Origin of the sequence: Bradyrhizobium sp. TM239, from assembly GCF_036247985.1 — a bacterium.
Lineage (GTDB): Bacteria > Pseudomonadota > Alphaproteobacteria > Rhizobiales > Xanthobacteraceae > Bradyrhizobium > Bradyrhizobium ottawaense.
In genome coordinates this window covers 1-25,890 of record NZ_BTIR01000032.1, presented here as the reverse complement: position 1 = coordinate 25,890, position 25,890 = coordinate 1, and the positions used below count along the sequence as shown (strand labels likewise).

Annotated in this window: 21 protein-coding genes and 1 pseudogene; 5 read left to right on the top strand and 17 right to left on the bottom strand. The window is 64.8% G+C overall.

Features of this window, described 5'->3' with window-relative positions; translation table 11 throughout:
• Positions 1-29 precede the first annotated feature (29 nt).
• Positions 30-716 carry an HAD family hydrolase gene (locus AABA84_RS34465; RefSeq protein ID WP_338314331.1) on the bottom strand — a complete coding sequence of 229 codons (687 nt, stop codon included), beginning with the start codon at positions 714-716 and terminating at the stop codon, positions 30-32.
• Between the two features lie 153 nt (positions 717-869).
• Between AABA84_RS34465 and AABA84_RS34460 the strand changes: the two genes are divergently transcribed.
• Positions 870-1,337, top strand: a complete 468-nt coding sequence (locus tag AABA84_RS34460; RefSeq protein WP_338314330.1) for a nuclear transport factor 2 family protein — start codon at positions 870-872, stop codon at positions 1,335-1,337.
• Between the two features lie 250 nt (positions 1,338-1,587).
• On the opposite strand, the gene AABA84_RS34455 is transcribed toward AABA84_RS34460, so the two are convergent.
• From AABA84_RS34455 to AABA84_RS34405, 11 genes and pseudogenes are all read right to left on the bottom strand, one after another.
• Positions 1,588-1,779, bottom strand: a complete 192-nt coding sequence (locus AABA84_RS34455) for a hypothetical protein (protein WP_018323258.1) — start codon at positions 1,777-1,779, stop codon at positions 1,588-1,590.
• A 224-nt stretch (positions 1,780-2,003) separates the two neighbouring features.
• Entirely contained in the window at positions 2,004-2,435 is a 432-nt protein-coding gene (locus AABA84_RS34450) for an acyl-CoA thioesterase (RefSeq protein ID WP_212249242.1), read from the bottom strand.
• Between the two features lie 80 nt (positions 2,436-2,515).
• Positions 2,516-3,268: a fatty acid desaturase CarF family protein gene (locus AABA84_RS34445; protein WP_338314329.1), complete on the bottom strand. Its 753-nt coding sequence runs from the start codon at positions 3,266-3,268 to the stop codon at positions 2,516-2,518.
• Between the two features lie 58 nt (positions 3,269-3,326).
• Positions 3,327-5,421, bottom strand: a pseudogene (locus tag AABA84_RS34440) (3-hydroxyacyl-CoA dehydrogenase NAD-binding domain-containing protein).
• 2 nt (positions 5,422-5,423) lie between these two features.
• Positions 5,424-6,707 carry an acetyl-CoA C-acetyltransferase gene (locus tag AABA84_RS34435; protein WP_338308890.1) on the bottom strand — a complete coding sequence of 428 codons (1,284 nt, stop codon included), beginning with the start codon at positions 6,705-6,707 and terminating at the stop codon, positions 5,424-5,426.
• Positions 6,707-8,974, bottom strand: a complete 2,268-nt coding sequence (locus AABA84_RS34430) for an acyl-CoA dehydrogenase (RefSeq protein WP_338314328.1) — start codon at positions 8,972-8,974, stop codon at positions 6,707-6,709. The genes AABA84_RS34435 and AABA84_RS34430 overlap by 1 nt, the downstream gene beginning before the upstream one ends.
• Positions 8,975-9,275: 301 nt before the next feature.
• Positions 9,276-9,899 carry a flavin reductase family protein gene (locus AABA84_RS34425; protein WP_212249237.1) on the bottom strand — a complete coding sequence of 208 codons (624 nt, stop codon included), beginning with the start codon at positions 9,897-9,899 and terminating at the stop codon, positions 9,276-9,278.
• A gap of 81 nt (positions 9,900-9,980) precedes the next feature.
• A complete protein-coding gene (locus AABA84_RS34420; RefSeq protein ID WP_212249236.1) occupies positions 9,981-10,580 on the bottom strand; it encodes a TetR/AcrR family transcriptional regulator in 600 nt (199 codons plus the stop codon).
• Positions 10,581-10,614: 34 nt separating this feature from the next.
• Positions 10,615-13,752 (bottom strand): efflux RND transporter permease subunit, encoded by a 3,138-nt coding sequence (locus AABA84_RS34415; protein ID WP_212249235.1) that lies wholly within the window; start codon positions 13,750-13,752, stop codon positions 10,615-10,617.
• Positions 13,753-13,935: 183 nt separating this feature from the next.
• On the bottom strand, positions 13,936-15,042 hold the full coding sequence (locus AABA84_RS34410; RefSeq protein ID WP_338308888.1) for an efflux RND transporter periplasmic adaptor subunit: 1,107 nt from the start codon (positions 15,040-15,042) through the stop codon (positions 13,936-13,938).
• 245 nt (positions 15,043-15,287) lie between these two features.
• Complete coding sequence (locus AABA84_RS34405; RefSeq protein WP_338314327.1) at positions 15,288-16,619, bottom strand: MFS transporter; 1,332 nt, start codon at positions 16,617-16,619, stop codon at positions 15,288-15,290.
• Between the two features lie 78 nt (positions 16,620-16,697).
• Here AABA84_RS34405 and AABA84_RS34400 point away from each other — a divergent pair, with 78 nt between their 5' ends.
• Positions 16,698-17,144 carry a ribosomal maturation YjgA family protein gene (locus AABA84_RS34400; RefSeq protein ID WP_212249232.1) on the top strand — a complete coding sequence of 149 codons (447 nt, stop codon included), beginning with the start codon at positions 16,698-16,700 and terminating at the stop codon, positions 17,142-17,144.
• A gap of 91 nt (positions 17,145-17,235) precedes the next feature.
• On the opposite strand, the gene AABA84_RS34395 is transcribed toward AABA84_RS34400, so the two are convergent.
• From AABA84_RS34395 to AABA84_RS34385, 3 genes are all read right to left on the bottom strand, one after another.
• On the bottom strand, positions 17,236-18,402 hold the full coding sequence (locus tag AABA84_RS34395; protein WP_338314326.1) for a winged helix-turn-helix domain-containing protein: 1,167 nt from the start codon (positions 18,400-18,402) through the stop codon (positions 17,236-17,238).
• A 131-nt stretch (positions 18,403-18,533) separates the two neighbouring features.
• Positions 18,534-18,782: a hypothetical protein gene (locus AABA84_RS34390; RefSeq protein WP_212249230.1), complete on the bottom strand. Its 249-nt coding sequence runs from the start codon at positions 18,780-18,782 to the stop codon at positions 18,534-18,536.
• A 126-nt stretch (positions 18,783-18,908) separates the two neighbouring features.
• Positions 18,909-19,154, bottom strand: coding sequence for a hypothetical protein (locus AABA84_RS34385; protein WP_212249229.1), 246 nt, complete (start codon positions 19,152-19,154; stop codon positions 18,909-18,911).
• Positions 19,155-19,714: 560 nt separating this feature from the next.
• On the opposite strand from AABA84_RS34385, the gene AABA84_RS34380 reads away from it, so the two are divergent.
• On the top strand, positions 19,715-20,356 hold the full coding sequence (locus tag AABA84_RS34380; protein WP_338314325.1) for an OmpA family protein: 642 nt from the start codon (positions 19,715-19,717) through the stop codon (positions 20,354-20,356).
• 68 nt (positions 20,357-20,424) lie between these two features.
• On the opposite strand, the gene AABA84_RS34375 is transcribed toward AABA84_RS34380, so the two are convergent.
• Together AABA84_RS34375 and AABA84_RS34370 are read right to left on the bottom strand one after the other, a co-directional pair.
• Entirely contained in the window at positions 20,425-22,368 is a 1,944-nt protein-coding gene (locus AABA84_RS34375) for a hybrid sensor histidine kinase/response regulator (protein ID WP_338314337.1), read from the bottom strand.
• A gap of 104 nt (positions 22,369-22,472) precedes the next feature.
• On the bottom strand, positions 22,473-23,903 hold the full coding sequence (locus tag AABA84_RS34370; protein WP_212249227.1) for a phospholipid carrier-dependent glycosyltransferase: 1,431 nt from the start codon (positions 23,901-23,903) through the stop codon (positions 22,473-22,475).
• A gap of 51 nt (positions 23,904-23,954) precedes the next feature.
• Between AABA84_RS34370 and AABA84_RS34365 the strand changes: the two genes are divergently transcribed.
• Complete coding sequence (locus AABA84_RS34365; RefSeq protein WP_338314324.1) at positions 23,955-24,656, top strand: FecR family protein; 702 nt, start codon at positions 23,955-23,957, stop codon at positions 24,654-24,656.
• Positions 24,657-24,658: 2 nt separating this feature from the next.
• Positions 24,659-25,789 carry a hypothetical protein gene (locus AABA84_RS34360; protein ID WP_212249225.1) on the top strand — a complete coding sequence of 377 codons (1,131 nt, stop codon included), beginning with the start codon at positions 24,659-24,661 and terminating at the stop codon, positions 25,787-25,789.
• Positions 25,790-25,890 lie beyond the last annotated feature (101 nt).

The following is a 25,890-nucleotide window of genomic DNA, read 5'->3' as shown; positions in this document are numbered from 1 at the left end:
ACTTATGCGGCCCGTCACCACGCCATTTCTTACCAAGTCATGGCGCTGGCGAGACGCGCGAGCAGCTGCGGATCGTCAAAGGCGCTGGCGGACGCGACTGCGCCGGCTGCAACCAGGTCAGCATGGCTGAGGCTGGTCCGGACGCCGATGGTCGGAATGCCGGCCGCCGTGGCCGATTGCACGCCGGTACGGGAGTCCTCGAATGCGATCGAGGCCTCTGCGCTCGCACCGACGAAACGCAGCCCTTCCTGATAGGGCAGCGGATGCGGCTTGCCGTGCGGCAGCTCGGCGCCGATCACGAGCGCCTTGAAACGATGCGTGATGCCAAGGCCCGAGAGCAGCAGCTCGGCGTTGAGACGCGGCGCGTTGGTCACGGCCACCATGGGAATGCCGGCCGCATCCGCCCGGTCGAGCAGCGCCATCAGGCCCGGCAGCGGCTCGATCTGCCCGGCCACGAGCGCACGGAAGACTTCCTCCTTCTCATCGAGGATCAGGGCGCGCCGTTCCGGCGCCTCGTCGGGCAGGAATCGCTCACCGATCGACACATTGGCGAAACCTTGCAGCTCTCTGGAGAAGCGCGCGTGATCGAAGACGTGGCCGCGAGGGCCGAGCACCTGGTTGAAGGCCATCAAGTGCAACGGGTCGGTGTCGGCCAGCGTGCCGTCGATGTCGAACAGGAGAGCCCTGCCCATCGCTTCCGTTTTGGCTTCGATCATTTCCGTACTTTCCCAAATCCGCGGCGCATTGATGCGCGAGACGTATCAATATGGCTTCGACCGCGCAATGACGCATGGGCAGACGACGATGTGACACTCGACAAAGCCGCGCGCGGCTGCAACACTCGCCGCAAGATCAAAAAGGAGGAAACGATGACGATCAACCGACGCGATCTGGCTCTCTCGACTCTGGCCGTCTCAGCTCTTGCCGTCTCCGCGCTTGCGCTCACGACACCGGCGCTCGCCGCTTCGGCGGACGAGGACGCCGTGGCGAAGAAGGTCGAGGCCTTCCGCCTCGCCCAGATCGCGGCCGATCCCAAGGCGCTCGGCGCACTGTGCTGGGACGATCTCAGCTACAGCCATTCCAGCGGCAAGGTCGAGGACAAGGCGACCTTCATCGCCAACGCCACCGACGGCAAGTCGAAATTCCTGTCGGTCGACTACAAGGACCCCACGATCAAGGTCGTCGGACCCGCAGCGATCGTGCGCTTCCATTGGATGGCCGAGCAGGAGATGGCGGCCGATGGGAAGAAAGTGTCGACCAACCTTCACATCCTGATGAACTGGCAGAAGCAGGGCGACGAGTGGAAGCTCCTGTCGCGGGCAGCAACGAAGTTGTGATCAACGACGTCATTCCGGGACGCGCCGAAAGGCGCGGGCCCGGAATGCACGTTCTTTAAGGCAAGATAGATTGCAGGCTCGCGCTTCGCGCGCCCCGGAATAACGCGTACGGCGCCTCGCGCCACCTTCTCCCGCATCCGCCTTCGCCAAGGCGTCGGCGGACATGAGGGGAGAAGGAAGAAAACAGCAGTATCAAGGGCTGCAAAAAATTCCGACCACGCCTTGCGTGTCAGAAATCACCAGCAGGCACTTACGCCGCTTCCTTCACGTCACCGTTCACCAGCTTGCGCGCGGCGCGTTCGGCTTCGCGGGCGTTGCGAAAGAGCTGGCCTTCGAGACGGTTGAAGCGGTGGGACGAGGCAAAGAAGCAATAGCCTCCCGAAGAACGAACGACGATACCTGCGGTCTGCGAATTGACTTCGATGATGTAGCTGTCCGGCATGGTCCGTGGATTCCTCAGTGCGGGCAAATAACGGCACTCCTGCCCAAAGGTTCCCAGGCATTTTGAGGCCGTTTCCACCCCGAATCGACACGCAATTGAGTACGCCGAGACCTCATCCGTTTTATGACTGGTTCTTGACTGGTTCTTGGCGAAGCCACGGCGCGATGACTCACGCGCGCCGCGTTTGGCGACACCGCGCGCCTGGGGCAGAGCGTCGCGCGCGATTACGTCGCGATCGCTGCGTCGGCGGAGCGAACCGCCTGCGGGCGGCCGTGCTCGTCGATCGAGACGTAGGTGAAGTTGCCGTCGGTGACGAGGAACGGATGCTCCTCCCCGCGGCGCAGCGCCCACGCTTCCAGATGCACGGTGAGCGAGGTGCGGCCCACGCGCACGAGATTGGCGTAGACCGACACGAGATCGCCGACATAGACCGCCTTGCGAAAATTCATCGCCTCGATCGCGACCGTCACGGTGCGCGACTTCGCGGCCTTTGACGCAAACACGCCGCCGCCGACGTCCATCTGGCTCAGCAGCCAGCCGCCGAAGATATCGCCGTTCGCGTTGGTGTCGGCGGGCATCGCCAGCGTACGGATGCAGAGATCGCCGCTCGGCCCGGTGGCGGAGCTGATAGGGGCGTGGACGTGCGTGTTGGTCATATGGTTGATCTCCCGCGGCTCTCGGGTCTGGATACAAAGCCGCGGCGCTTTGCGCAACATCGACACGAGACAGGCTTGCGCTATCCAATCGGCCGCGGCGACCCGACGAAGATTCCGGTATCGTTCAATTTCCGTTGCCACTCCGCATCGTCGGCCCGCGGCGCACGTCCGGTCGTTGCCGTTACCAGCCATTCCAGCCTGCTCCATAGCTGGAGACGGTCGCACGGATAATTGGCCCATCCATTGATGACACAATAACGGATGGTGTGGTCACGGTGATGACACCAATGATGCTCGGGTGAGCAGACCAGATGCAGCCGTTGCGCCATGCGCAGGAGCAGCGGGCGGACCGGCCGGTGCGCGAGATTGTGAAAGCTCATGCCAAACAGCATGCAGGTCGCGATCACGAACCAGACGATCATCAGCGCATAGGTGAGCGCGGAAACCGGAAACAACGCCGTGACGGTGGCTGCGACTCCGACCACCGCCGCGCTCGGCGCCGCACCGAGAGACGCCTGGTCGAGGAATCCGTAGAGCAGAACGTGGCCGGGGTGGGTGTGATGCTCCCGCGTGATCGCGATGCCACGGCCGAGCATTCCCTCGTCGAGCCAGGTGTCGACCACCCAATGCACCAGCCCCGAAAAAAGGTCAGCGAGGAAATATCCGGCCAGGAGCGCCACGATCGACCACGGCCAGCGCAATCCCACCGCGGGATAATGCCCGACGAGATAGCCTGCGCAACAAAGGATCACGACGATATCGGCCCCGCAGCACAGCCGCGTGATGATGATCTCGCGCAGGGTCGCGTGCTTGAAGAACGGGATCGTCGGCATCGGCGATACTCCCCACGGGCTCCACCACCCGTGATAGCATCTTTTTACCGACGGCCCCCTATTGCAAACTGTCCCAGCCCGCATCCGGCGCGAAGCGTCCGCCGAAGCGCTCGGCGAGCCCGCGCAAGGTGGACACGACATTCTCCACGCCGCGCGTGCGCGCATAGTTCAGCGGGCCGCCGCGGAACGGTGCATAGCCGGTCCCGAAGATCATGGCGCCGTCGACCGCATCGGCATCGTCGACGATGCCTTCACGCAGCGCCGCAACGCAGACATTGGACATCGGCAGCACCAGGCGGTCGATCATCTGGTCGGTGACGCGCGGACCGGTCTCGGGGAGCGGTGGCTTCTCGGCCTTGCCGTCCTTCCAGGTGTAGAAGCCCTTGCCGGTCTTGCGGCCGAGCTCGCCCTTGGCGACTTTCTCGCGCAGCCAGGCCGGCGTCGGCGGCAGGAGATCGCCGAACTTGGTGCGCAGCATGTCGCCGACGTCGAGGCAGATGTCGAGCCCGACCTGATCGGCGAGCTCGATCGGCCCCATCGGCATGCCGAATTGCTCGGCTGCGGCGTCGATCAGGCGCTGGTCGATCTTCTCGTCCAGCATCACCATGGCTTCCAGCATGTAGGGCGTCAGCGCACGGTTGACGAGGAAGCCTGGCGAACTCTTCACGGATAGCGGCAGTCGGTCGATCGCACCGACGAAGGCGAGCGCGTCCTTCAGCACCTGCGGCTCGTTGCCGTCATGGCTGACGACCTCGACCAATTGCAGCCGCGACACGGGGTTGAAGAAATGCAAGCCGACGAGCCGCTCCGGGCGCGCCAGCGTGGTGCGCAGATCCTGAAGCGGAATGCTCGACGTGTTGGTGGCGAGAATCGCGCCGGGCATCCGCGGCTCGAGGCCGGCATAGACCTTCTGCTTGAGTTCGAGCTTCTCCGGCACCGCCTCGATGATGAGATCGGCGTTGCGGACGCCCTCCCCGTCCATGTCGGGGATGAGACGATCGAGCGCGTCGCGCACCTCGGTCGGCTTGCGGATGATCTTGCCGTAGAGCTCGGCGGCGCGCTTCACCGCCGCTGCGATCGGCTCCGCCTTCATGTCGGCGAGCGAGACACGGAGCCCTTGCCCTGCGCACCAGGCTGCGATATCGCCGCCCATGGCGCCGGCGCCGATGACGTGGACGTGCTTGATGGTGTTGCCGCTGCCGGCCGCCTTCTTCATCTGCTCGCGCAGGAAGAACACGCGGATCAGGTTCTGGGCGGTCGGCGTCACCATCAGCTTGGCGAACGAAGCCTGCTCCGCCTTCAGCATCGCGGCCTTGCTGCCGCCATGGGTCTCCCAGAGGTCGATCAGCGCGTAGGGCGCGGGATAGTGCTCGCGGGACGCGGCCTTCGCCGCCTCCGAACGCATGCGCCTGGCCAGGAGACCGCGCACGAAGCCGAAATTGGCTGCACGCGTGAGCAGGCCGGGCTTGGCTCGTGTCAGCCGGCCGAACAATGCGTCCTTCACCGCGCCCCGGACATGCCGCTCCTGCGTCACGGTATCGACGAGGCCGAGCGATCTGGCGCGGCGCGCGTCGATGGTACGGCCGGTCAGCATCAGCGCCATCGACTGGGCCGGATTGACCAGTGCGGTGAAGCGCGCGGTGCCGCCGAGGCCAGGATGCAGGCCGAGCATCACCTCCGGGAAGCCGAAGCGTGCGCCGTCGATGGCGATGCGCGACTGGCAGGCCAGCGCAACCTCGAGCCCACCGCCGAGGCAGAAGCCGTGGATGACCGCGACCGTCGGCAGCTTCAAGGCTTCCAGATGGTCGACCACCGCATGTGCGGCGCGGATGCGCGTCTCCACCATCTCAGGATCGGACGCGCCGCGGAATTCATTGACGTCGGCGCCGGCGATGAAACCGGAGGGTTTTGCGGAGCGGATCACAAGGCCGGCCGGGCGTTCGGTCTCGATCACCGCGAGCACGGCATCGAACTCCTCCATCACCTCCGAGGACAGCGTGTTGGCGCTGGCATCGGCGCGGTCGAACAGCAGCCAGGCGACGCCGTCTTCATCTCGCGTCAGCTTGAAGTGCTTGTACAGACTGTCCGCCGCGGGCCTGGGCCCGAGCTCCCAGGACGCGGTCACCGAGCGCGGTCATGATCCCTGAATCCATGGTCACACCGCCTCGATCAGCATGGCACCGCCGAGCCCGCCACCAATGCATTCGGTGGCAATTCCGCGCCGCGTGCCAAGCCGCTTCATCGCGTTGACGAGATGCAGGACGATGCGGTTGCCGGAGGTGCCGACGGGGTGTCCAAGCGAGATGGCGCCGCCATCGACGTTGAGCTTGTCGCGGTCGATCTCGCCGGCCGCGCCTTCGAGACCGAGGATCTCGCGGCAGAATTTGTCGTCGTTCCAGGCCGCAAGGCAGCCGAGCACCTGGGTGGCAAAAGCCTCGTTCAGCTCCCAGGTCTCCACGTCCTTGATGGTGAGGCCGTTGCGCTGAAGCAGAGGCGTCGCTGACATCACCGGACCGAGGCCCATGATGCTGGGGTCGAGCGCGGCCCAGTTACTGTCGACGATCGCAGCCTTCGGCGTCAGCTTGTGCTTTGCGACAGCCGCGTCGGAAGCCAAAATCACCCAGGAAGCGCCATCGGTGATCTGCGAGGAATTGCCGGCGGTGACTTGTCCCCACGGGCGCTCGAACACCGGTCGGAGCTTTGCCAGCGTCTCCGCCGTCGAGTCCGGACGCACGCCGTCGTCGTGGTCGAAGAATTTTCCATTACGGGAGAACGCGGTCTCGACCTCCCCCTTGAGATAGCCCGCGCCTTGCGCATGCGCGAGCCGGCGATGGCTCTCGGCAGCATAGGCGTCCGACTGGGCGCGGGTAATGCCGAAGAGATGGCCGACGACCTCGGCGGTCTGACCCATGTTCAGATCGGTGACGGGATCGGTCAGCCCGCGCTCGAGGCCTATGATCGGCTTCAGGTCGCGCGGGCGCAGCTTGAACGCGGCGGCAAGCTTCGCGGCCATGCCCCTGGCGGTGGCAAGGCCGGCGAACCAGCGCACGCCGGAGTTCGGCCAAACCAGCGGCGCATGGCTGAGCGCCTCGGTCCCCCCGGCGAGGATCATGTCGGCATGGCCTTCGCGGATGTAGCGGTAGGCGGTGTCGATCGACTGCATGCCGGAGCCGCAATTGATCTGCACGGTGAAGGCGACCATGTCCTCGCCCATGCCGAGCCGGAGCGCCGCAACACGGGCCGGATTCATTTCGTCCGCGATCACGTTGACGCAGCCGAGGATGACCTGGTCGAAGCTATCAGGCGCGAACGGCTGGCGCGCCAACAGCGGCCGTCCGCATTGCACGGCAAGATCGACCGGCGTGAACGGCCCCGGCCCCGAGCGCGCTTTCAGAAATGGTGTCCGGCTGCCGTCGACGATGAAAACCGGTCGTGCCATCAGCTCGCTGCCCTCTGTTCACCGAGTTCCTGGAAGAACTGATGCACGTTGACCGTATTCTTGTAAATCGGCGACAGCGCCTCCGGCGCAAAATCGTCGACTTCAATCACCTTTGTGACTGCTTCGCGGGCCGCGGCCAGCTGCTCGCCTTCGGGCTGTGTGATCACGCCCTTTGTAACAGCCTCCTTGCAGTCGCTTATATGCGCGGCACGCATCCGCTTGGCGATCGCGTCCGTGCCTGAGACCAGCTTGAACGCGCGCTCCAGCCGGGCATAACCACCATCGTCATCGACAAGGGCAAGATCCGGCGTGAGGCGCTCTCGCGCGGCCGAGGGCTCGAGCACTAGGCTCGCACATTGGTGCACGACGCGGTCGGAGGGGCCGAGCACGCGAGCCCCGAACGGCTGGACCACGAGCTTGAGGAAAGCAGCGACAAAGCGATTGGGCAGATTGGCGAGGATTTCGGCAAACCGGTTCTCGATCGTCCTGAAACCCGTCGCCATGCACCATTCGAGCGCGGCAAAGTCTTGCTTCTGCCGGCCCTCGTCCTGCCACCGCTTCAGCGCCGCCGAGAGCAGGTACAGCTCGGAGAGAATGTCGCCGAAGCGGGCCGACAGCATCTCCTTGCGCTTCAGCGCGCCGCCGAGGGTCAGCAGCGCCATGTCGGCACAGAGTGCAAACGCAGCGGAGTAGCGCGAGAGCTGGCGATAGAACGGCGTGGCATCGCCCGCGTCAGGCGCCAGCGCGAAGGCACCGAAGGTCCAGCTGCGGCCGAAGGCACGGAACAGGGTGCGGAGGCTATGGCCGACATGTTTCCAGAACGCCTTGTCGAACGCGGTCAGCCCGCGCTCTCGATCGGTATCGGCCAGCGAGTTCATCTCGTCGAGCAGGTAGGGATGCGCGCGGATGGCGCCCTGCCCGAACACGATGAGATTGCGGGTCAGGATGTTGGCGCCCTCGACCGTAATCCCGACCGGCACGGCGCGGTGGAGATTGCCGAGATAGTTTTGCGGACCGTCGATCACGGCCTTGCCGCCATGGATGTCCATGGCGTCGTCGATCGCGGTGCGCATCCGCTCGGTGGCGTGCAGCTTCATGATGCCGGAGATGACGGCGGGATGGACGCCGGCATTCAGCGCAGCGCAGGTCAGCCGCCGCGCCGCATCCAGCTGGTAGGCGGTGGCGACGATACGCGCGAGCGGCTCCTCGACACCTTCGAATTTGGAGATCGAGATGCCGAACTGCTCGCGGATGCGGGCATAGGCACCGGTGGTGCGCGCGGCGTAGGCGGCACCCGCAGCAGAAAGCGATGGCAGCGAGATGCCGCGGCCGGCGGCGAGCGCGGTCATCAACATCTTCCAGCCTTGCCCCAGCCGCTCCTTGCCGCCGATGACGTAGTCGAGCGGAATGAAGACGTCGCGGCCCCGGTTCGGGCCGTTCTGAAACACCTGCATCGACGGCAGATGGCGATGACCGATCTCGACGCCGGGCAGATGGGTCGGGATCAGTGCCACGGTGATGCCGAGCTCCTCCTGGTCGCCCACGAGGTGGTCGGGATCGTAGGCCTTGAAGGCGAGGCCCAGCAGCGTCGCGACAGGGCCGAGCGTGATGTAGCGCTTGTGCCAGTTGAGCCTGAGGCCGACGACCTCGCGGTCCTCGAAGGTGCCCTTGCAGATGATGCCGGTGTCGACCATCGAAGCCGCGTCGGAACCGGCTTCCGGGCTGGTGAGGCCGAAGCAGGGAATGTCGCGGCCGTCGGCGAGGCGCGGCAGCCAGCGCGCCTGCTGCTCCTTCGTGCCGAAGCGCATCAGGAGCTCGCCCGGCCCGAGCGAGTTCGGCACCATGACCGTCACCGCCGCGGCGATCGAGCGGGTCGATATCTTGCGCACCACCTCCGAATGGGCATAGGGCGAGAAGCCGAGGCCGCCGAACTCCTTCGGAATGATCATGCCGAAGAATTTTTCGCGCTTGACGAAGTGCCAGACGTCCGGCGGCAGGTCGCGCCATTCCCAGAAGATCTTCCACTCGTCGAGCATGGCGCAGAGCTCGTCGACGGGGCCGTCGAGGAAGGCCCGCTCCTCCTCGGTCAATTTGGCCGGCGCAATTTTCAGCAGCTTCGACCAATCAGGGTTGCCGGTGAACAGATCGGCATCCCACCAGACGTCGCCAGCCTCCAGCGCCTCGCGCTCGGTGTCGGACATCGCCGGCAGCACGCCGCGAGCCCAGGAGAAGATCGGTTTTGTCAGGGTGTCGCGGCGGAAGCTCATGGCGGACCTCATGCATCGGCGCGGTTGTCGGGCATTTTAGCGGAAAGTGGGCGGCGAAGGTGAAGACTTCGCCTGCGACATTGACGCGGCCGGGCGGCCGCCCCGGGGCCATAACGGCCGGGGTGCGGGGGCAGTTCCGGGAGAGGGATGGGGCCAGATGTCTCCCCACGTCATTCCGGGGCGCGCCTCTTGGCGCGAGCCTGGAATCCATTCATCCACGCACTCTGCGGCTCAATGGATTCCGGGCTCGACGCTGACGCGTCGCCCCGGAATGACGGCGTGGAAGGAGCGGTGGCCCGGCCTAATCCGGCCGCACCATCTCGAACATGTTTTCCGGCTTGATCTCGAAATAATCTCCGCGGCGGCCGGCGCGGACGATCGGGCGGGCGGCGGCGGTCTGGTAGACGCCGTCCTTGATCATGGCCTTGTCGATGTGCACGGCGACGACCTCGCCCAGCGTCAGCCAGGCGTCGGCCTCCTTGCCGTCGGCGCCTTTGAGGCGGACGATGTCGGACACCTTGCACTCGAAGGCGACCGGGCTCTCGCCGACGCGCGGCACGTTGACGAGCTTGCCGGGCACGGCGGTGAGGCCCGCGATCTCGAACTCGTCGACCTCAGGGCCGACATGCGCGGCGGTCGCGTTCATGTGCTTGGCGAGGTCCATGGTGGCGAGATTCCAGACGAACTCGCCGGTCTGCTGGATGTTCTCCACCGTATCCTTCCAATTGGTGGAGGAGAAGCCGATGATCGGCGGCACGTAACAGAAGGCATTGAAGAAGCTGTAGGGCGCGAGATTGACGTGACCCTTGGTATCGCGCGAGGAGATCCAGCCGATCGGCCGCGGCGCGATGATGGCGTTGAAGGGATCATGCTTGAGGCCGTGGCCCTTGGAGGGCTCGTAGAAGTAGAGGTCCTTGTCGGTCACGCTGGCTTTCCCCTGATCGTCATTGCCCGCCATCGTCTGCTGGAGCGGCCGACGCGTTATAGGGGGAAATTCCAACGCCCGTCAGTGGCGCGGTGACAGACCCGCGATGACGAAATCGATCATCTGGTCGATGGTGGGGCCCGGCTTGGTGGCACATTGGGCGATCATCTGGGGGTGGAAGAAGCGCATCATCGCGGTGCAGGAGCACAACGAGGCCAGTTGCAGGTCGCCCGCCTCGAACTCGCCGGAGGCGACGCCTTGCGCGATCATCTGGCCGATCACCCCGGCAATGCACTCCATATGGGAGACGCAGACCTCCCAGTCCTCCTGCATCGCGATCTCGACCATCTCGTGCAGCTTGTTGTCGCCGACATAGCGCTCGGTGTTCATGCGATGGATGGTGGTGAGCAGCTCGCGGAAGCGCGGGATCACCGGACCCGGCCTCGCCACGATCCGCTGTGCTTCGAGCTCGACCTCGCCCATCAGGCCCCGCGCCACCGACTGATGGATCGCCTTCTTCGATTCGAAGAAGCGATAGACGTTGGCGGGGCTCATCCTGAGTTCCTTGGCGATGTCGCCGACCGTGGTCTTCTGGTAGCCGATCTGGCGGAACAGCCGCTCGGCCACCTCGAGAATACGATCCCGGGTGTCGCCTTCGATATGTTCCGCAATCAGTGTCATCTGTCAGGACTCGTCAATCAGCACTTCATCTCACTTATTCAGCCGCTTCAGCAAGCGGAATTGCGTGCGGGTCATTGCTCCCATGCTGCGGCGCGGCAGGCTGCTCGGGGGTCCCCGCCTCGTCCAGGCTCTTCCTGAACCACAGCGCGTAGAGGCCCGGCAGGTACAGCAGCGTCAGGAACGTCGCGACGAACAGGCCGCCCATGATGGTGATCGCCATCGGGCCCCAGAAAGCCGAGCGCGACAACGGGATCATGGCGAGGATGGCCGCGAGCGCCGTCAGCACCACCGGACGGGCGCGGCGGACGGTGGCCTCCACGATCGCCTCGCGCCGGGTCAGGCCATGGGAGACGTCGGTCTCGATCTGGTCGACCAGGATGACCGTGTTGCGCATGATCATGCCGGCGAGCGCGATCAGGCCGAGCAGCGCCACGAAGCCGAACGGGGCATTGGCGACGTTGAGGCCGAAGGAGGCGCCGACGATGCCGAGCGGTGCAGTCAGGAACACCAGGATCAGGCGCGAGAAGCTCTGCAGCTGAATCATCAGCAGCGTCAGCATCACCATGACCATCAGCGGGAAGAGGACGAAGATCGAGGCGTTGCCCTTGGCGGATTCCTCGAACGCGCCGCCCGGCTCGATGCGGTAGGCCGGCTCGAGGTGGTCCTTGATCGCCTTCAGCTTCGGCGTGATCTGGCCGGTGACGTCGGGCGCCTGCACGCCGTCGACCACGTCGGAGCGCACGGTGATGGCCATGTCGCGGTTGCGCCGCCACATGATCGGCTCCTCATGGGCATACTCGATCTTGGCGATCTGCTGCAGCGGCACGGCAACGCCGTTGCGCGAGGTGATGGTGAGATCACCGACGCCGCCGAGGTCGAGGCGCTCGGACGGGATCGCACGGGCGACCACGCCGACCTTCTCGATGCCGTCGCGCACGGTCGTGACCTGCGAGCCCGAGATCAGCATCGCGAGCGCCTGCGACACGTCCTGCGGGGTCAGGCCCATGGCGCGGGCACGGTCCTGGTCGACGACGAGCTTGAGGTAGGGCGACTGCTCGTTCCAGTCGAGCTGGACATCCTTGACGCTCTTGTTCTGCCGCATCACGTCGCGGACCTGATAGGCGATCTCGCGCACCTTGTTGGCGTCGGGGCCGATCACGCGGAACTGCACGGGGAAACCGACCGGCGGGCCGAAGTTGAAGCGGTCGACGCGGACGCGCGCCTCGGACAGCATGCCGTCGGCAACCGCGTTCTCGATCTTGGCCTTGACGCGCTCGCGCCCCTCGACGCCCTTGGCGACGACAACGATCTCGGCAAAGGCCTCGTTCGGCAGCTGCGGATTGAGGCCGAGCCAGAATCGCGGCGAGCCCTGGCCGACATAGGACGTATAGGTCTCGATGTCCTTGTCGTCCTTCAGCAGCGTCTCGGCCTTCTTCACCGCCTTCTCGGTGACGTTGAAGGCGGTGCCCTCGGGCAGGCGCAGCTGGAAGAACAGCTCGGGCCGCTCCGACAGCGGGAAGAACTGCTGCTGGACATGGCCGAAGCCGACGACCGAGGCGATGAAGACGCCGACGGTCGCGACCACCACGGTGATGCGGTGGTTGACACACCATTGTACAATGGCGCGCAGGCCCCGGTACATGCGGGTCTCGTAGACCGCGTGCGGATCGTGATTGTGGTGCACCTTGATGTTGGGCAGCAGCATGACGCCGATGTAGGGCGTGAAGATCACCGCCACGAACCAGGAGGCGACCAGCGCGATCGCCACGATCCAGAAGATGCTGCCGGCATATTCGCCGACCGCGGAATTGGCAAAGCCGATGGGGAGGAAGCCAGCGGCCGTGACCAGCGTTCCCGTGAGCATCGGAAACGCCGTAGATTCCCAGGCAAACGACGCCGCGCGCATGCGGTCCCAGCCCTGCTCCATCTTCACCACCATCATCTCGACCGCGATGATGGCGTCGTCGACGAGCAGGCCGAGCGCGATGATCAGCGCACCCAGCGTGATGCGGTGCAGATCGAGCGACATCATGTTCATGACGACGAAGACGATGCCGAGCACCAGGGGCACCGACAGCGCGACCACGATGCCGGTGCGCCAGCCGAGCGCCAGGAACGAGACGAACAGCACGATGACGAGGGCTTCCATGAAGGAGTGCACGAACTCGCCGACGGCGTGCTCGACCACCTTGGGCTGGTCGGCAATCAGCTTGACGTCGACGCCCTGCGGCACCGCCTTCATGAACTCGGCCGTCGCCTTCTCGACCTCCTTGCCGAGCTCGAGGATGTTGGCGCCCTTGGCGGTGACGACACCGATGCCGATCGCGGCCTTGCCTTCCTGACGGACGACGAAGCTGGGCGGATCGACATAGCCATGAGTGACGGTGGCGATATCGCCGAGGCGGAACACGCGGCCGTTGCTCTCGACCGGCGTCTCGGCGACGGCCTTGGCACCGTCGAGCGCGCCGGTAACGCGCAGCGGCACGCGCTGCGAGGAGGTTTCCACCGTGCCGGCCGGCGTCACGTTGTTCTGCTTGGCGAGCGAATCGAACAGCGCCTGCGGGGTGATGCCGAGGGTGGCGAGCTTGGCGTGGGAGAACTCGACGAAGATGCGCTCATCCTGGTTGCCGTAGACGTCGACCTTGGTCACGCCCGGCACCTTCAGGAGGCGCTGACGGAATCCTTCCGAGACCTTCTTGAGCTGGGCATAGTCGGCGCCGTCGCCGGTCATCATGTAGAGGATGGAATCGACGTCGGAGAATTCGTCATTGACGACGGGTCCGAGGATGCCGGAGGGCAGCTGGCCCTGCACGTCGACCAGCTTCTTGCGCAGAAGATAGAACAGGTAAGGCACGTCCTTCGGCGGCGTGGAGTCGCGGAAGGTGACCTGGAGCGCGGTAAAGGCGGGCTTGGAATAGGTCTGCACCTTCTCGAAATAGGGCAGCTCCTGGATCTTCTTCTCGATGGGATCGGCGACCTGGGTCTGCATCTCCTGCGCGGTCGCGCCGGGCCAGATCACGGAGACGTTGACCACCTTCACGGTGAAGAACGGATCCTCGGCGCGGCCGAGCTTCTCATAGGAGAAGAAGCCGGCGACGCCGAGCACGAGCATCAGGAAGAGAACCAGCGTCGGATGGCTGACGGCCCAGGCCGAAAGGTTGAAGCGCTTCATCGCTCTCTCCGAAAAGACGATCCAATTGCCAAAAAACGACAGCCACTCTGTTCAAGCCGTCGTCGCAAGGCAGCGAAGCAATCCAGGGGGCTGGGCAGATTCTGGATCGCTTCGCCGCTTCAGCCTTCGCATTTGCGCTCGGGCCGAAACTCGCCTCACACGACGTGACTCGTAAAACGTGACCTAAAACGACAGCGACGAGACGATCCGCACCCGCTGGCCCGGATCGAGCTTCTGCACACCGAGGGCAACGATCTTGGCGCCCTCCTCCACACCGCTGGTGATGACGACGTCGTTGCTCTCGTAGGACTTCACCACCACCGGCTTCAGCGTGACGGAGCCATTGTCGTCGACGACGTAGAAGGAGGGCTTGCCGCCTTCGTTGAACAGCGCCGACAGCGGCAGCCGCGCGACGCGCTCGGTTGCGGCGTCCGACAGCGTCAGCGTCGCGGTCATGCCGAGCGAAACCTTGTCGTCGGCCTCCGGCAGCGAGAACTTTGCAAGATAGGTGCGCGTGGCGGTATCCGCGGTGGGCGCGATCTCGCGCAGCTTGGCCGTATATTTCTTGCCCGGCTCCGACCAAAGAGTGACGCTGGCGGCGCCCGACTTGGCACGTCCGACCAGCGTCTCAGGGATCGCGACGACCGCTTCCTTCTCGGCAAAGCGGGCGACACGGATCGAAGCCTGGCCCGCGGAGACCACCTGGCCGGGCTCGATCAGCGTTGCGGTGACGACGCCTCGGGCGTCGGCGTTGAGCGTCGCGTAGGAAAGGGAATTCTTGGTCAGCTCGACCGAGCGGACGGCACGGTCAAGGCGCGCGCGGGCCTCGTCGGCCGATGCCCGGCTCGAATCCAGCTGCGCGTCCGTGGTCCAGCCCTTGGCTTTCAAATCCTTGGCGCGCTGCTCGGCGGCGGCGGCCTGGGCCAGCACGCCGGTCGCGGCGGTCTGCTCGGCGACGGATTGCTCGGCCTGGAGCTTGAGGTCGACCTCGTCGAGAGTGGCGAGCGGCTGGCCGATTTCGACGGTCTGGCCGACTTCCACAAGGCGCTTGGCGACCTTGCCGGCAACGCGGAAGCCCAGATCGCTCTCGATCCGGGGCCTGACGGTGCCGACGAAGCTGCGCTCCGGCGTCTCGGCATCATAGTGCGCTGTTGCGACCAGAACCGGCCGCGGCGGCTCGGCCTTCTCGGCGACGGTGTCATTGCACCCGGCCAGGCTGGCCGCCATCAGGGCCAGCGACACACCTGCCAACAGCCTGGAATAGCTCGACAAAACCGACCGGACGAACATCGAAGGACACTCCATCTCGAATGAGAGGAATGTCGACTAATCACTGATGAAAGTCAATAATCGTCAGTCATCAGGAATGCGTGATCGTTAAGGGGTCGTAAGGAGCGCTGAACGTCTGCGCCGAAGGTGCTATCGTAGGGTGCGCAAAGCGCAGCGTGCCCGCCACGCCAAATCATTTGGAAAATGGTGGGCACGGCGCGAAGAGCGCCTTTGCCCACCCTACGGAGCCAAAAGGTTAGCCTGCTCTACCGCCCGTGCTCGACAAACTCGTGCTTGCTGTCGTGGCCACCGACGAACACCAGGATGCCGGCGATCAGGGGCAGCACAGCGAGCACCAGCAGGCCGGTCGAGGTCTGGCCGGTGGCTTCCTTGACCCAGCCGATCAAATAGGGCCCGCCGAAGCCGGCGAGGTTGCCGATCGAGTTGATCAGGGCGATGGCGCCGGCCGCGGCCGTGCCCGAGAGCCAGGCGGTCGGCAGCGTCCAGAACACGCCGAAACAGCAGAACACGCCGATCGCGGCCACCGTCAGCACCACCATCGTCATGGTGGGATCGGTGAGGTAGCTGGAGACGGCGAGCGCAACGGCGGTGAGCAGCAGCGGCGCGCCGACATGCTTCACGCGTTCGCGCGTGGCATCGGAGTGCCGCGCCCACAGGATCATGGCGATGGTGCCGAACAGATACGGGATCGCGGTGACGAAGCCGGTCTGCGCGTTGGTCAGCCCGAACGCCTTGACGATCTGCGGCAGCCAGAACTGCATGCCGTAGAGCGCGCCGACGAAACCGAAATAGATCAGGCTGAGCGCGATCACCTTGGGCGAGGACAGCGCTTCGCCGAGCGAGAAATGCTTCACCGCCTGCTTCGCTGCGATTTCCGAATCGAGCTTCGCCTTCAGCCACGCCTTCTGCTCGGCCGACAGCCAATCCGCCTTCTCCGGCTTGTCGGTGAGATAGAACCAGGTGACGATGCCGAGCAGCACCGAGGGAATGCCCTCGATGATGAAGAGCCACTGCCAGCCCTTCAGGCCCATCGTACCGTCGAGCCCGAGCAGCAGGCCCGAGATCGGTGCACCGATCACGGTCGAGACCGGCACGGCGATGGCGAAGGCCGCAAGGAAGCGGGCGCGATATTCGGCCGGATACCAATAGGTGAGATAGAGGATGATGCCGGGGAAGAAGCCGGCCTCGGCGACACCGAGCAGGAAGCGCAGGACGTAGAAGCTCGTGACACCGCTGACGAGCGCCATCAGGGCGGAGATGATGCCCCAGGTCACCATGATGCGGGCGATCCAGCGGCTGGCGCCGAACTTCTCCAGCGCGAGATTACTCGGGACCTCGAAGATGAAATAGCCGAAGAAGAAGATGCCGGCGCCCCAGGAGAAGATCAGCGGCGTGAACTTCAGCTCCGCATTCATGGTCAGCGCGGCGAAGCCGAGATTGACGCGGTCGAGATAGGAGAAGAAGTAGGCCAGCACCAGGAACGGAATCAGGCGCCAGGAGATGGCGCGGATCGTCGAGGTCTCGATTTCCGACTTGGTGGCGCCGGCGGAACCGGCATAGGTCGTGGTCTGGCTCATGGCTTCCCCCTGGGTTGTTGCTTTTATGGGCTGGTTGCGGTTTTCAGCATCGCGGCCAAAGAGTCAATGGAGCAAGCAATGCACGGGACGCAGCCGGATAAACCTGTTGCGCTGTTACGGACATCGCTGACCCGCGCCGCCCTCGCGCTCGCGATGATCGTCTGCGGATTGTCCCTGCGCTGGTACGGCTTTCCGCTCGGCCTGCCTGCCTTCGTCGTGAAATACGGCGGCTCGCTGCTGTGGGCGACGATGGTGTTTCTGCTGGTCGGGGTTCTGCTGCCGCGGCTGACGCGGACACAGATTGCGGCCATCGCGGCGATGATCGCAGTCGTCGTGGAATTCTCCCGGCTGGTGCATGCGCCCTGGTTCGATGCGTTCCGGCTGACGACAGCCGGCGCACTGCTGCTCGGCCGCATCTTCTCGCTGTGGAATCTGGTGACTTATGCGGTTGGGGTTGCGTTCGGCGTCTGGATCGATCGGCTCGTCGCGGTGCGTAGTCTCGTAGGGTGGGCAAAGGCGCCTTAGCGCCGTGCCCACCATTTCGCTTCGCTTCCAATGATGGTGGGCACGCTTCGCTTTGCCCACCCTACGAGACCGAGACCGTGGCGAAGCGTGCTCACTCCGCCAATTGAAACCGCTCGAAGCGATCGAGCTCGTCCTCGATCTTTTGCTTGAGCTCCTTGCGCCCCGCCGTCTTCTTGCCCTGCCCGACCCAGGTCCATTTCTGCATCAGCAGCTTCTTTGCCTGCCGGTCGGTCTTCAGATCGAGCGCGGCGACGATCTCGTCGCCGACCAGCACCGGCAGCGCAAAATAGCCGAGCTTGCGTTTGGCCTTCGGCACATAGGCCTCGAACAGGTGGTTGTAGCCGAAGATGAGACTGGTGCGCTTGCGCTGGATGATCAGCGGGTCGAACGGCGAGAGGATGTGGACGAGATCAGGTGAGACCGCCTCGCCGTCCACCCCGAGCGCGGCCGGCGCGGCCCAATGCTCCTGCTTGCCGGCGCCGTCGATCGCAACAGGCACGAGCTCGCCGCGGCGGACACGCGAGGCGATCAGGCCGGCCACCGCCTTCTTGCGCGGCGCATCGAGGTGGCAGATCGAATCCAGACTCACCACGCCCTGCGACCGCAACGCGCGATCGAGCAGATAGGTCGTAATCTCCTTGGCCGACGCCGGCCTCGGCAGTGTGTCCCAGCCGAAATGCCGCGTCATCAGCTCATAGGTCTTGAGCATGCCCTGCCGCTCGCTGATGGTCACGGCGCCGGTATAGAAGGCGAGCTGCAAGGCCCGCTTCGAGGGCTTGCGGCTTTGCCACAGATGCTCCTTCTCGGTGAGCACGTCGTCCTCGATGTCGCGGATCGTCAGCGGCGCGGCGCGCACCAGCCGCATCACCTTGCGCGTGTCGGCCGGCTTCACCGAGGCGAACCATTTGTGCCCTTCGCGGCGGTGCTCGCGCATCGCCGGCAGGAAGAAGCGGAAGTCGCCGGCGGGTACGTAGGAGAGCGCGTGCGTCCAATACTCAAACACGCTTCTGTCGACGCTCTGGGCGTGGCGCAGGTCGGCGCGCCGGTAGGACGGGATACGGCTGAACAGAATGTGGTGATGGCAGCGCTCGATGACGTTGATGGTGTCGATCTGCACATAGCCGAGATGAGCGACCGCGTCCGCGACGGCCTGAGCTCCGTCGCCGAACGGCGCGCGCTCATCCAGCCGCTGCGCATGCAGCCAGATCTGCCGGGCCTGTGTCGTGGTGAGGGGGAGCGGTTTGGGCGCGCGTGACATTGCGGGAAGCAATGTAGCGAGATTCGCGCCAAGAGAAAGGAGAAGAGAACGAAGACGGCAAAGGAGCGGTCAGAGAAAAACCGCGCTGCCAGCTGCTGACAGCGCGGCAGGATGGTAGGCGCGCCTCGCGCCTACTTCATCATCATCGCCTTCTGCGACTTCATGTAGTGCATGCAGGCGCTCTTCATCTTGCCGTTGCTCATGTCCATGTTGGCCATGGCCATTTCCTTGTTCGCCGCCATTTTTGCCGGCGTGTCGGGTGTGCCGCCCATCGTGGCGGCGGTCTTCATCATGTTATCGCTGGTGCACGCCATCATCGCGGCGGACGCGGGCGAAAAAGCAAACGCGACAAAGGCTGCGGCGGTGAGCAAAGTCTTCATCGAAACATCTCCTCAAGTAAAACGAAACCGGCGTCATGCCGGCCTTCGCAATTACGTATCTTCCAGCAGAGACGTTTCGTGGAGAAGACAATTTTCTTTCTTGCTGCGATGCAAAGACAGGCCGTCTCAGCGGCCATCCTTCGACGCTTTGGGCCGGTCGCCGAGGCTTCCGGTGGCGACATCCGGCTCGCACAAGGCCTTGCCGCGCGCCTCCGCCTGGCAGCGATAGACGCTACCGGTGAGGCGGTCGACCAGCCACACGTTCTCGTCGGTCGGCGCTTCAAGTCCGACATAGCGGGAGGTCAGCCCCGTGATCAGCGTCGACAGCAGGATCGCCACTGCGATCATGGCTGCACCGATATAGATGGGCATTGAGCTCAGGGACACTGTCCGATCCGGCGGGCCACTGCGATAGAACTGGTAGTCTCGCTGATAGTCACTTGGCCTCGGCACTGGACGGAACTCGGCTCCTTCATTCGGCGATTGGCGGGGGCAAACGTCCTGCTAGGCGCGCATCTGGCCGATTTCTTGTTCACGGCCGGGCCGTGCGGCGACGGCTTTGCGACCATCGGCGTGCAAGGGTTTCCCGCACGCCTGCCGGCCCTCGCCGGCGCCGGAACCTTCGGCCAGCCAGCTCCTCCGCGATACGGAGGGAATGAGCCTGCGCTCGCAGCGTGATTTCAATCACACCGGGGATTGCCGCTGCTTGAACCTACGCCGCGGAGCCTACGACGACTGCTATTGGTGCGATTGGTCCTGCCCCCGGGGCGATCGCGAAACGCGCCGGTCCGATGCCCGAAACGCCCGGGAATGCGCAAGGATGGGCCTGGAAGCGCTGTAGCCACCGTGACCAAGATCACATCAGGGCCTTTGAACCTGCCCTATGCTCGCAGCATCAAATCGCTATCAGGCGTAACAGCGAGGATACGACAATGACCCGTTTTGATAAGTTCTTTGGACTGAAGGCGATAACTCTCTCGGCCGCGCTGTCGATGACGGCGGGGCTGGCCCTGGCCGGTGACAACAATGTCTCCACAGGCCAGATCCTGGATGCACTGAAGCCGAAGCCGGCGACCCGCGGCCTGTCCGCCGGTCCGCAGGCCGATCCGGCGGTGCAGGCCAAGGAATCGACATTCCTGAACACCGTGCGCAACCGCTCGACCCGTTCGCTCTCGACGGGTGAGCGCGAGCAGATTGCCGAGCTCGCCGCGACCAAACCGAAGATCGATCTGGAGATCCAGTTCGACTACAACTCGGCCGACATCGCCAAGACCTCGGTGCCCTCGGTGCAGGCGCTCGGCAAGGCACTGTCCGATCCGGCGCTGAAGGGCTCGACCTTCGTGGTCGCCGGCCACACCGACGCGGTCGGCGGCGAAGAGTACAATCAAGGTCTCTCCGAGCGCCGCGCCGACACCATCAAGAAGTACCTGGTGCAGAACTACGGCCTCAACGGCACTGATCTGGTCACCGTCGGCTACGGCAAGACCAAGCTGAAGGACACCGCCAACGGGGCCGACCCGGTCAACCGCCGCGTCCAGGTCGTGAACATGGACACCAAGACCGCGTCGAAGTGATGTGGGCAGTGATCCGATGACGACCCAACGCCTGCCGTCGATGCGGCAGGCGTTCCAGTAACAGCAGCTCAGACCGGCACCGGGCTGGCGAGCGCCTCCCGGACCAGCCGTGCGAGCTCGGCCTTGCGGTAAGGCTTTTCCAGGATCAGGGCGCCCTGCCGGACGTGGCCGTTCGCCGCCAGCGTTTCGAGGGCGTAACCCGAGGTCAGCAGCACGTGCAGCCTGGGCCTCTCCTTGCGGGCCAGACCCGCGAGCTCCCATCCGTTGACACCCCCGGGCATGACGACATCGGTGAACAGAAGGTCGATATGCGGCGTTGCGGCCAGCGTCCGCAAGGCAGACTTGCCGTCGACGGCGGAAATCACCTTGTAGCCGAGGCTTTCCAGACTCATGACCGCGTAGGACCGGACGAACGGATCGTCCTCGACGACCAGCACGATTTCCGAACCGCTCTGTGGCACCTCGTTCGCGACCGCCAGCGGCACGCCCTGCGACTTGGTCAACACGGCCGGAAGATAGATCCGCACGGTCGTTCCCAGGCCCGGCTCGCTGTAGATCGTGACATGGCCGTTGGATTGCTTGACGAAGCCGTACACCATGCTGAGCCCGAGCCCGCTGCCCTTGCCGACCTCCTTGGTGGTGAAGAAGGGCTCGAACGCGCGTTCCAGCACCCGCTTCGGCATGCCGGAACCGGTGTCGGTCACCGCGATCACGACGTATTCGCCCGGCGCGACGTCGGGATGCGCGTTGTGGTCGCCCGTATCGAGCGATGCATTCGCCGCCGAAATGGTCAGGCGTCCGCCTGATGCCATCGCATCCTGGGCATTGAGGGCGAGGTTGAGGATCGCCGATTCCAGTTGCGCGGGATCGGCAAAGGCGTGCCGGAGCGCAGGATCGGCCTGGGTGGCGATCTCGATGTCCTCACGCAGCGTTCGCCGCAGCAGCTTGTGCATGGATTCGACGAGCTTGTTGCATTCGGTCTCGACCGGCCGCAGCAACTGCTTGCGGCTGAAGGCGAGCAGTCGCTGCGTCAGCTCGGCGCCGCGTTCGCCGGCGCTGCAGATGTCGTCGGCGAGACGCTTCATATCCCCACGCGAGACCAATTGCTCGGCCAGATATTCGGCGTTGCCGACGATCACGGTCAGGAGATTGTTGAAGTCGTGAGCGATGCCGCCGGACAGCTGTCCGACCGCCTCCATCTTCTGCGCCTGGAGCAGTTGCGCCTCGGTGCGTTTGCGGTCGGTCAGATCGTGGATCATGCCGACGAAGATGGACGAGCCGTCCTGCTGGGCCTCACCAACCGAAAGGTCCATCGGGAAGGTGGTGCCGTCCTTGCGCCGGCCCAGCACCTCACGGCCGATGCCGATGATCTTCTTGTCACCGGTCGCGATGAAATTGCGGATATAGCCGTCATGCTCGGAGCGGTAAGGCTCCGGCATCAGCATCCGGACATTGTGTCCGAGCACCTCGTCGGCCTCGTATTTGAACAGCTTCTCGCAGGCCGGATTGAACTTCAGGATGATGCCGTCGGAATCGATCAGGATCACGCCGTCGACGGCGGTGTCGACGACCGCGCGCAGTCGCGCCGCGCTCTCGCGCAGCTCGCGCTCGACCCGCTCGCGCTCGGTGAGATCGTGAATGATGCCGACGAAGATCGAATCGCCGGCGGCCTGCTTGCTCTCGCCGACCGACAGATGCATCAGAAAGGTCGAGCCGTCCTTGCGCTGCCCCACGACTTCGCGGCCGATGCCGATGATCTTGCGCTCGCCGCTGACGTGGTAATTATGAAGATAGCCGTCATGCGCATCGCGGTAGGACGATGGCATCAGAACCTTGACGTTCCGCCCGATGACTTCCTCGGCGGGATAGCCGAACAGCTTCTCGCAGGCCGGATTGAACATCAGGACGCCGCCGCGCGCGTCGATCAGAATCACGCCGTCCACCGCGGTATCGACGACGGCACGCAACCAGTCGGCGTTGGGATGGCCTGGCCTGGCGCTACGGTCCTCCATGTTCACCGGGACGACTCTCCGATTCTGATCATGTCAGGCCAGTCCACACGCCCAGATTGATTCCGGCAAGACAATTCTGCCGAACCTATGCACGCAAGCGGGCACTAGATCCAGCTCTGGAACAGCATCAGCCGGCTGAAGCTCCGCATCGAGGCGCCGATGAAGGCCGCCGAGATCGGCAGCATGACCGCAAAACCGGTCGCGGCGACACCGACATAGGCCCAGAGCAGCCAGCGCGGCAGGCCGTCCCGGCGCAGCACGTAGACCAGGGCCAGCGACGCCGCGGTGGCGGCTGGCAGGTAGTAGTAGATGAAACCCAGCGTGCGCGGCAGCAATGCCCAGGCCAGCCAGGGACCGAAATAGAACGCCGCGATCAGGAACGCATCCCACCGTCGCAGCACGATGAAATCGCGCAGCACGAGCGCGACCGCGAGCAGGGCCGGCCACAACACCAGCGGATTGCCGAGGAAGACGATCGCGGAGACGTTGTCCTCCCCCGTCTTGTCGAACAGGAACCACACCGGGCGCGCGAGCAGCGGCCAGGATGGCCACGCGCTCATATAGGTGTGTCCGGCGATCGCGGTCGTGGTGTTGTCGGCGAAGATCCGGCGCTGCGCCTCGACCAGATCCGGTAGCGACACCCCGTAGAGCGGAACGAAAGCCGCAAGATACGTCATCGCCGGGAGGATGGCGAAGCAGAGCGCGACATGATGCAGCCTCAGGCCGGGCCACAGGTCCGGCCGGTACCAGTCGTCCGGCTTCGCGTCGGCGAATAGCGTGCGCCAGCCCTGCATCAGGCGGATCACCGCGACGATGACGATGCAGACGCCGAGTGGAAACAGGCCACTCCATTTGCAGGAAGCGGCCAGGCCGAACAGGCTGCCAGCGAGCGCGAACAGCGCCTGCGGCCGCTCCCGTCGAAAGCCGTGCATGAAGGCGGCGGTCGCGAGCAGACCGAAGCCAAGCGCAAAGATGTCGAGCATGGCGATGCGCGCCTGCACGTAGAGCATCTGGTTCAAGGCGGCGATCAGCGCCGCGGCGATCGCCGGCCCTTGCGCGGAGAACAGCGCAAGGCCGCACAGATAGATTGCGACGATCGCCAATGCGCCGAACAATGTCGCGGGATAACGCCAGCCGAGCGCGTTGTCGCCGAAGGCCGCGATCGAGGCCGCGATCAGCTCCTTGGCCAGCGGCGGATGCATCGGATTGAGCATCGGCTGCGACATCGCCGGTGCCAGCATCTGCCGCGCCGCCGGCACATAGTGCACCTCGTCGAAGACGAACTTCTCCGGCGTCGCGAGGCCGATCAGCAGCGCGAGATGGGCAGCTAGGAAAATAGCGACAGCTACCACTGCGCTTCGCGACAATCTCGGAACTGCGGACCGTTCAAGCAGCTGCTGTGGGGATGTTTTGCGTGGCAAATTTGCGTCACCGCGGACAAAAATAGAGATCGCTGCTTTCATTGAACGCATTCCGCCGCGGCTGTCACTAAGCATAACGCACGTACCGCTCCGCTTGTGATAATTTCGCCACATCAGAAGCGCGCGCGATCCGGTACGATCAGGGACACATCGATCGGTTGCGAAATGAATTTCCGTTTCTGGCTCTTCCCCATCCTGTCGTCGGCCGCATTGTGCGCGGCGCCTGCTGCGCAGGCGCAGACGCGCGTCGGCGAAGCGGTCGTGATCCAGAACGAAGTGGTGCGCGTGGCCGCGGCCACCACGCCGATCAGTGTCGGCGACAGCATGCTGCGCGACGAGACCGTGCGCACCGGCGCCGACAGTGCCGCGCGCTTCGTGATGGCCGACAGCACCAATTTGTCGCTCGGCCCCAGCGCCACGCTCAAGCTCGACCGGACCGTCTTCAACGACGAGCACAGCTACCGCGACGTCGCGATCCGCATGACCACCGGCGCGTTCCGTTTCGTCACCGGACATTCCGAGAAGACCGCCTACAAGATCACGACGCCGCTGGCGACCATCGGCGTGCGCGGTACCACGCTCGACATCCTCTCGCAGCGCGGACGCTCCGTCGTCGTGCTTCAGGACGGCGCGGCCAGCGTCTGCACGACCAGCTCCCAATGCGTGCAGCTCACCCAGCCGGGCGACACTGCGATCATCACATCGACCGGCGGCAAGGTCTCGATCACCAAGGCCAACACGCCGCCCTGGACCTTCGCGGCCAACTGCGCCGCCAGTGCCGGCCTGTGCGCGGTGAACCAGTATGCCGGCGCCTCGCCGACCATCACGCCGGCCGTCCAGGAAGACGGCATGCTGTGCGGGCGCTGACGATGGCAAAGCTCCGCATCCGCGACCTGCTGCTTGCCTCCGCGCTGATGGCCATGGCCGCCGTGATGCTGACATGGGCTCTGCAGCCGGCCGCCGCCGCAACCCTAACTCTGGCCAATTGCGAGACAAATTGCTCGCCGACGCCCACGCCGACCTACAGCCCGTCGCCGTCCCCATCCCCCTCGCCATACCCATCGCCGTCACCGTCGCCCTATCCGTCGCCGAGCCCGACACCGACCGGCGCCGATTCCAGCGGCAATTCGATCGGCGGCCTCGCGGGCCAGCGCTTCAACCAGATGATCACCAACCGCGTGCTCGGCACGGTGTTGCTCGGCGTCAACGAGCAGGTCAATTGCAGCGACTGCATCAGCGCGTTCGGCTCGGCCGGCTCGTTCTCGGCCGGCATCCACGGCCGCAAGGAGCTCACCAACAATCTGTCGCTGCTCGCCGGCATCGCCTACACGCACTACAATGAGGGTGGCTACAAGATCACGAGCGCGCCGATCGGCGCCTTCGCGCTGCGCTACGACTTCACCGATTGGGGATCGTCGCGTCCGTTCTTCGACGTCGGAACGATCCTGACTCCCTGGGAGAAGGCGCGCTACACCCGCAGCTACAACACCAGCCTCGGCCCGGTGAGCGTGACGAGCTCGACCAACGCTTCGAACTACGCGGTCTACGGCCGCGCCGGCTGGATGAGCCGCGTGTCGCCGCGCGACGAGGTCGCAGCTTCGATCGAGGTCTGGCAGCTCTGGCAGCGCGTGTCCGGCTATAGCGACAATGCCGTGGCCTTCAACCCGTTCGACGCCACCATTGCGACCGGCACCGACCGCACCAGCCTGGTCAAGATCGGCGGCCAGTGGACGCATCTGTTCGGCAGCAACATCGAGACCAATATCAATGGCGGCTGGGTGCAGTCGTTTGCGAGCCGCAGCGGCATCGTCGCCACCGTGACCGGCGACGGCGTGGTGGTGCCGACCATGGGCAACCAGGGTTGGTTCGAATATGGCGGCCGTCTCGGCTTCCGCGTGCAGAAGGGCTGGGTCGTCGATCTCTTCGCCAACGGCACGCTCGGCCCACAGCCGGTCGGCAACACCATCCACGGCGGCGTGGGCTTACGGATAAATTACTGAGGCAGCTTCGTAGGGTGGGCAAAGCGAACGCGTGCCCACCACTTCTCTCCACCGGAGTCGGATCGTGGGCACGGCGCAAGAGCGCCTTTGCCCACCCTTGT

What these genes read in the sequence shown, in the direction of transcription:
- AABA84_RS34380 (WP_338314325.1), top strand. Translation starts at nt 19,715, where the DNA reads ATGACCCGTTTTGATAAGTTCTTTGGACTGAAGGCGATAACTCTCTCG.
- AABA84_RS34385 (WP_212249229.1), bottom strand. Translation starts at nt 19,154, where the DNA reads ATGCCCATCTATATCGGTGCAGCCATGATCGCAGTGGCGATCCTGCTG.
- AABA84_RS34420 (WP_212249236.1), bottom strand. Translation starts at nt 10,580, where the DNA reads ATGACACTGATTGCGGAACATATCGAAGGCGACACCCGGGATCGTATT.
- AABA84_RS34465 (WP_338314331.1), bottom strand. Translation starts at nt 716, where the DNA reads ATGATCGAAGCCAAAACGGAAGCGATGGGCAGGGCTCTCCTGTTCGAC.
- AABA84_RS34415 (WP_212249235.1), bottom strand. Translation starts at nt 13,752, where the DNA reads ATGAAGCGCTTCAACCTTTCGGCCTGGGCCGTCAGCCATCCGACGCTG.
- AABA84_RS34370 (WP_212249227.1), bottom strand. Translation starts at nt 23,903, where the DNA reads ATGTGGCGAAATTATCACAAGCGGAGCGGTACGTGCGTTATGCTTAGT.
- AABA84_RS34410 (WP_338308888.1), bottom strand. Translation starts at nt 15,042, where the DNA reads ATGTTCGTCCGGTCGGTTTTGTCGAGCTATTCCAGGCTGTTGGCAGGT.
- AABA84_RS34395 (WP_338314326.1), bottom strand. Translation starts at nt 18,402, where the DNA reads ATGTCACGCGCGCCCAAACCGCTCCCCCTCACCACGACACAGGCCCGG.
- AABA84_RS34360 (WP_212249225.1), top strand. Translation starts at nt 24,659, where the DNA reads ATGGCAAAGCTCCGCATCCGCGACCTGCTGCTTGCCTCCGCGCTGATG.
- AABA84_RS34400 (WP_212249232.1), top strand. Translation starts at nt 16,698, where the DNA reads ATGCACGGGACGCAGCCGGATAAACCTGTTGCGCTGTTACGGACATCG.
- AABA84_RS34445 (WP_338314329.1), bottom strand. Translation starts at nt 3,268, where the DNA reads ATGCCGACGATCCCGTTCTTCAAGCACGCGACCCTGCGCGAGATCATC.
- AABA84_RS34390 (WP_212249230.1), bottom strand. Translation starts at nt 18,782, where the DNA reads ATGAAGACTTTGCTCACCGCCGCAGCCTTTGTCGCGTTTGCTTTTTCG.
- AABA84_RS34375 (WP_338314337.1), bottom strand. Translation starts at nt 22,368, where the DNA reads ATGGAGGACCGTAGCGCCAGGCCAGGCCATCCCAACGCCGACTGGTTG.
- AABA84_RS34435 (WP_338308890.1), bottom strand. Translation starts at nt 6,707, where the DNA reads ATGGCACGACCGGTTTTCATCGTCGACGGCAGCCGGACACCATTTCTG.
- AABA84_RS34460 (WP_338314330.1), top strand. Translation starts at nt 870, where the DNA reads ATGACGATCAACCGACGCGATCTGGCTCTCTCGACTCTGGCCGTCTCA.
- AABA84_RS34430 (WP_338314328.1), bottom strand. Translation starts at nt 8,974, where the DNA reads ATGAGCTTCCGCCGCGACACCCTGACAAAACCGATCTTCTCCTGGGCT.
- AABA84_RS34450 (WP_212249242.1), bottom strand. Translation starts at nt 2,435, where the DNA reads ATGACCAACACGCACGTCCACGCCCCTATCAGCTCCGCCACCGGGCCG.
- AABA84_RS34405 (WP_338314327.1), bottom strand. Translation starts at nt 16,619, where the DNA reads ATGAGCCAGACCACGACCTATGCCGGTTCCGCCGGCGCCACCAAGTCG.
- AABA84_RS34365 (WP_338314324.1), top strand. Translation starts at nt 23,955, where the DNA reads ATGAATTTCCGTTTCTGGCTCTTCCCCATCCTGTCGTCGGCCGCATTG.
- AABA84_RS34455 (WP_018323258.1), bottom strand. Translation starts at nt 1,779, where the DNA reads ATGCCGGACAGCTACATCATCGAAGTCAATTCGCAGACCGCAGGTATC.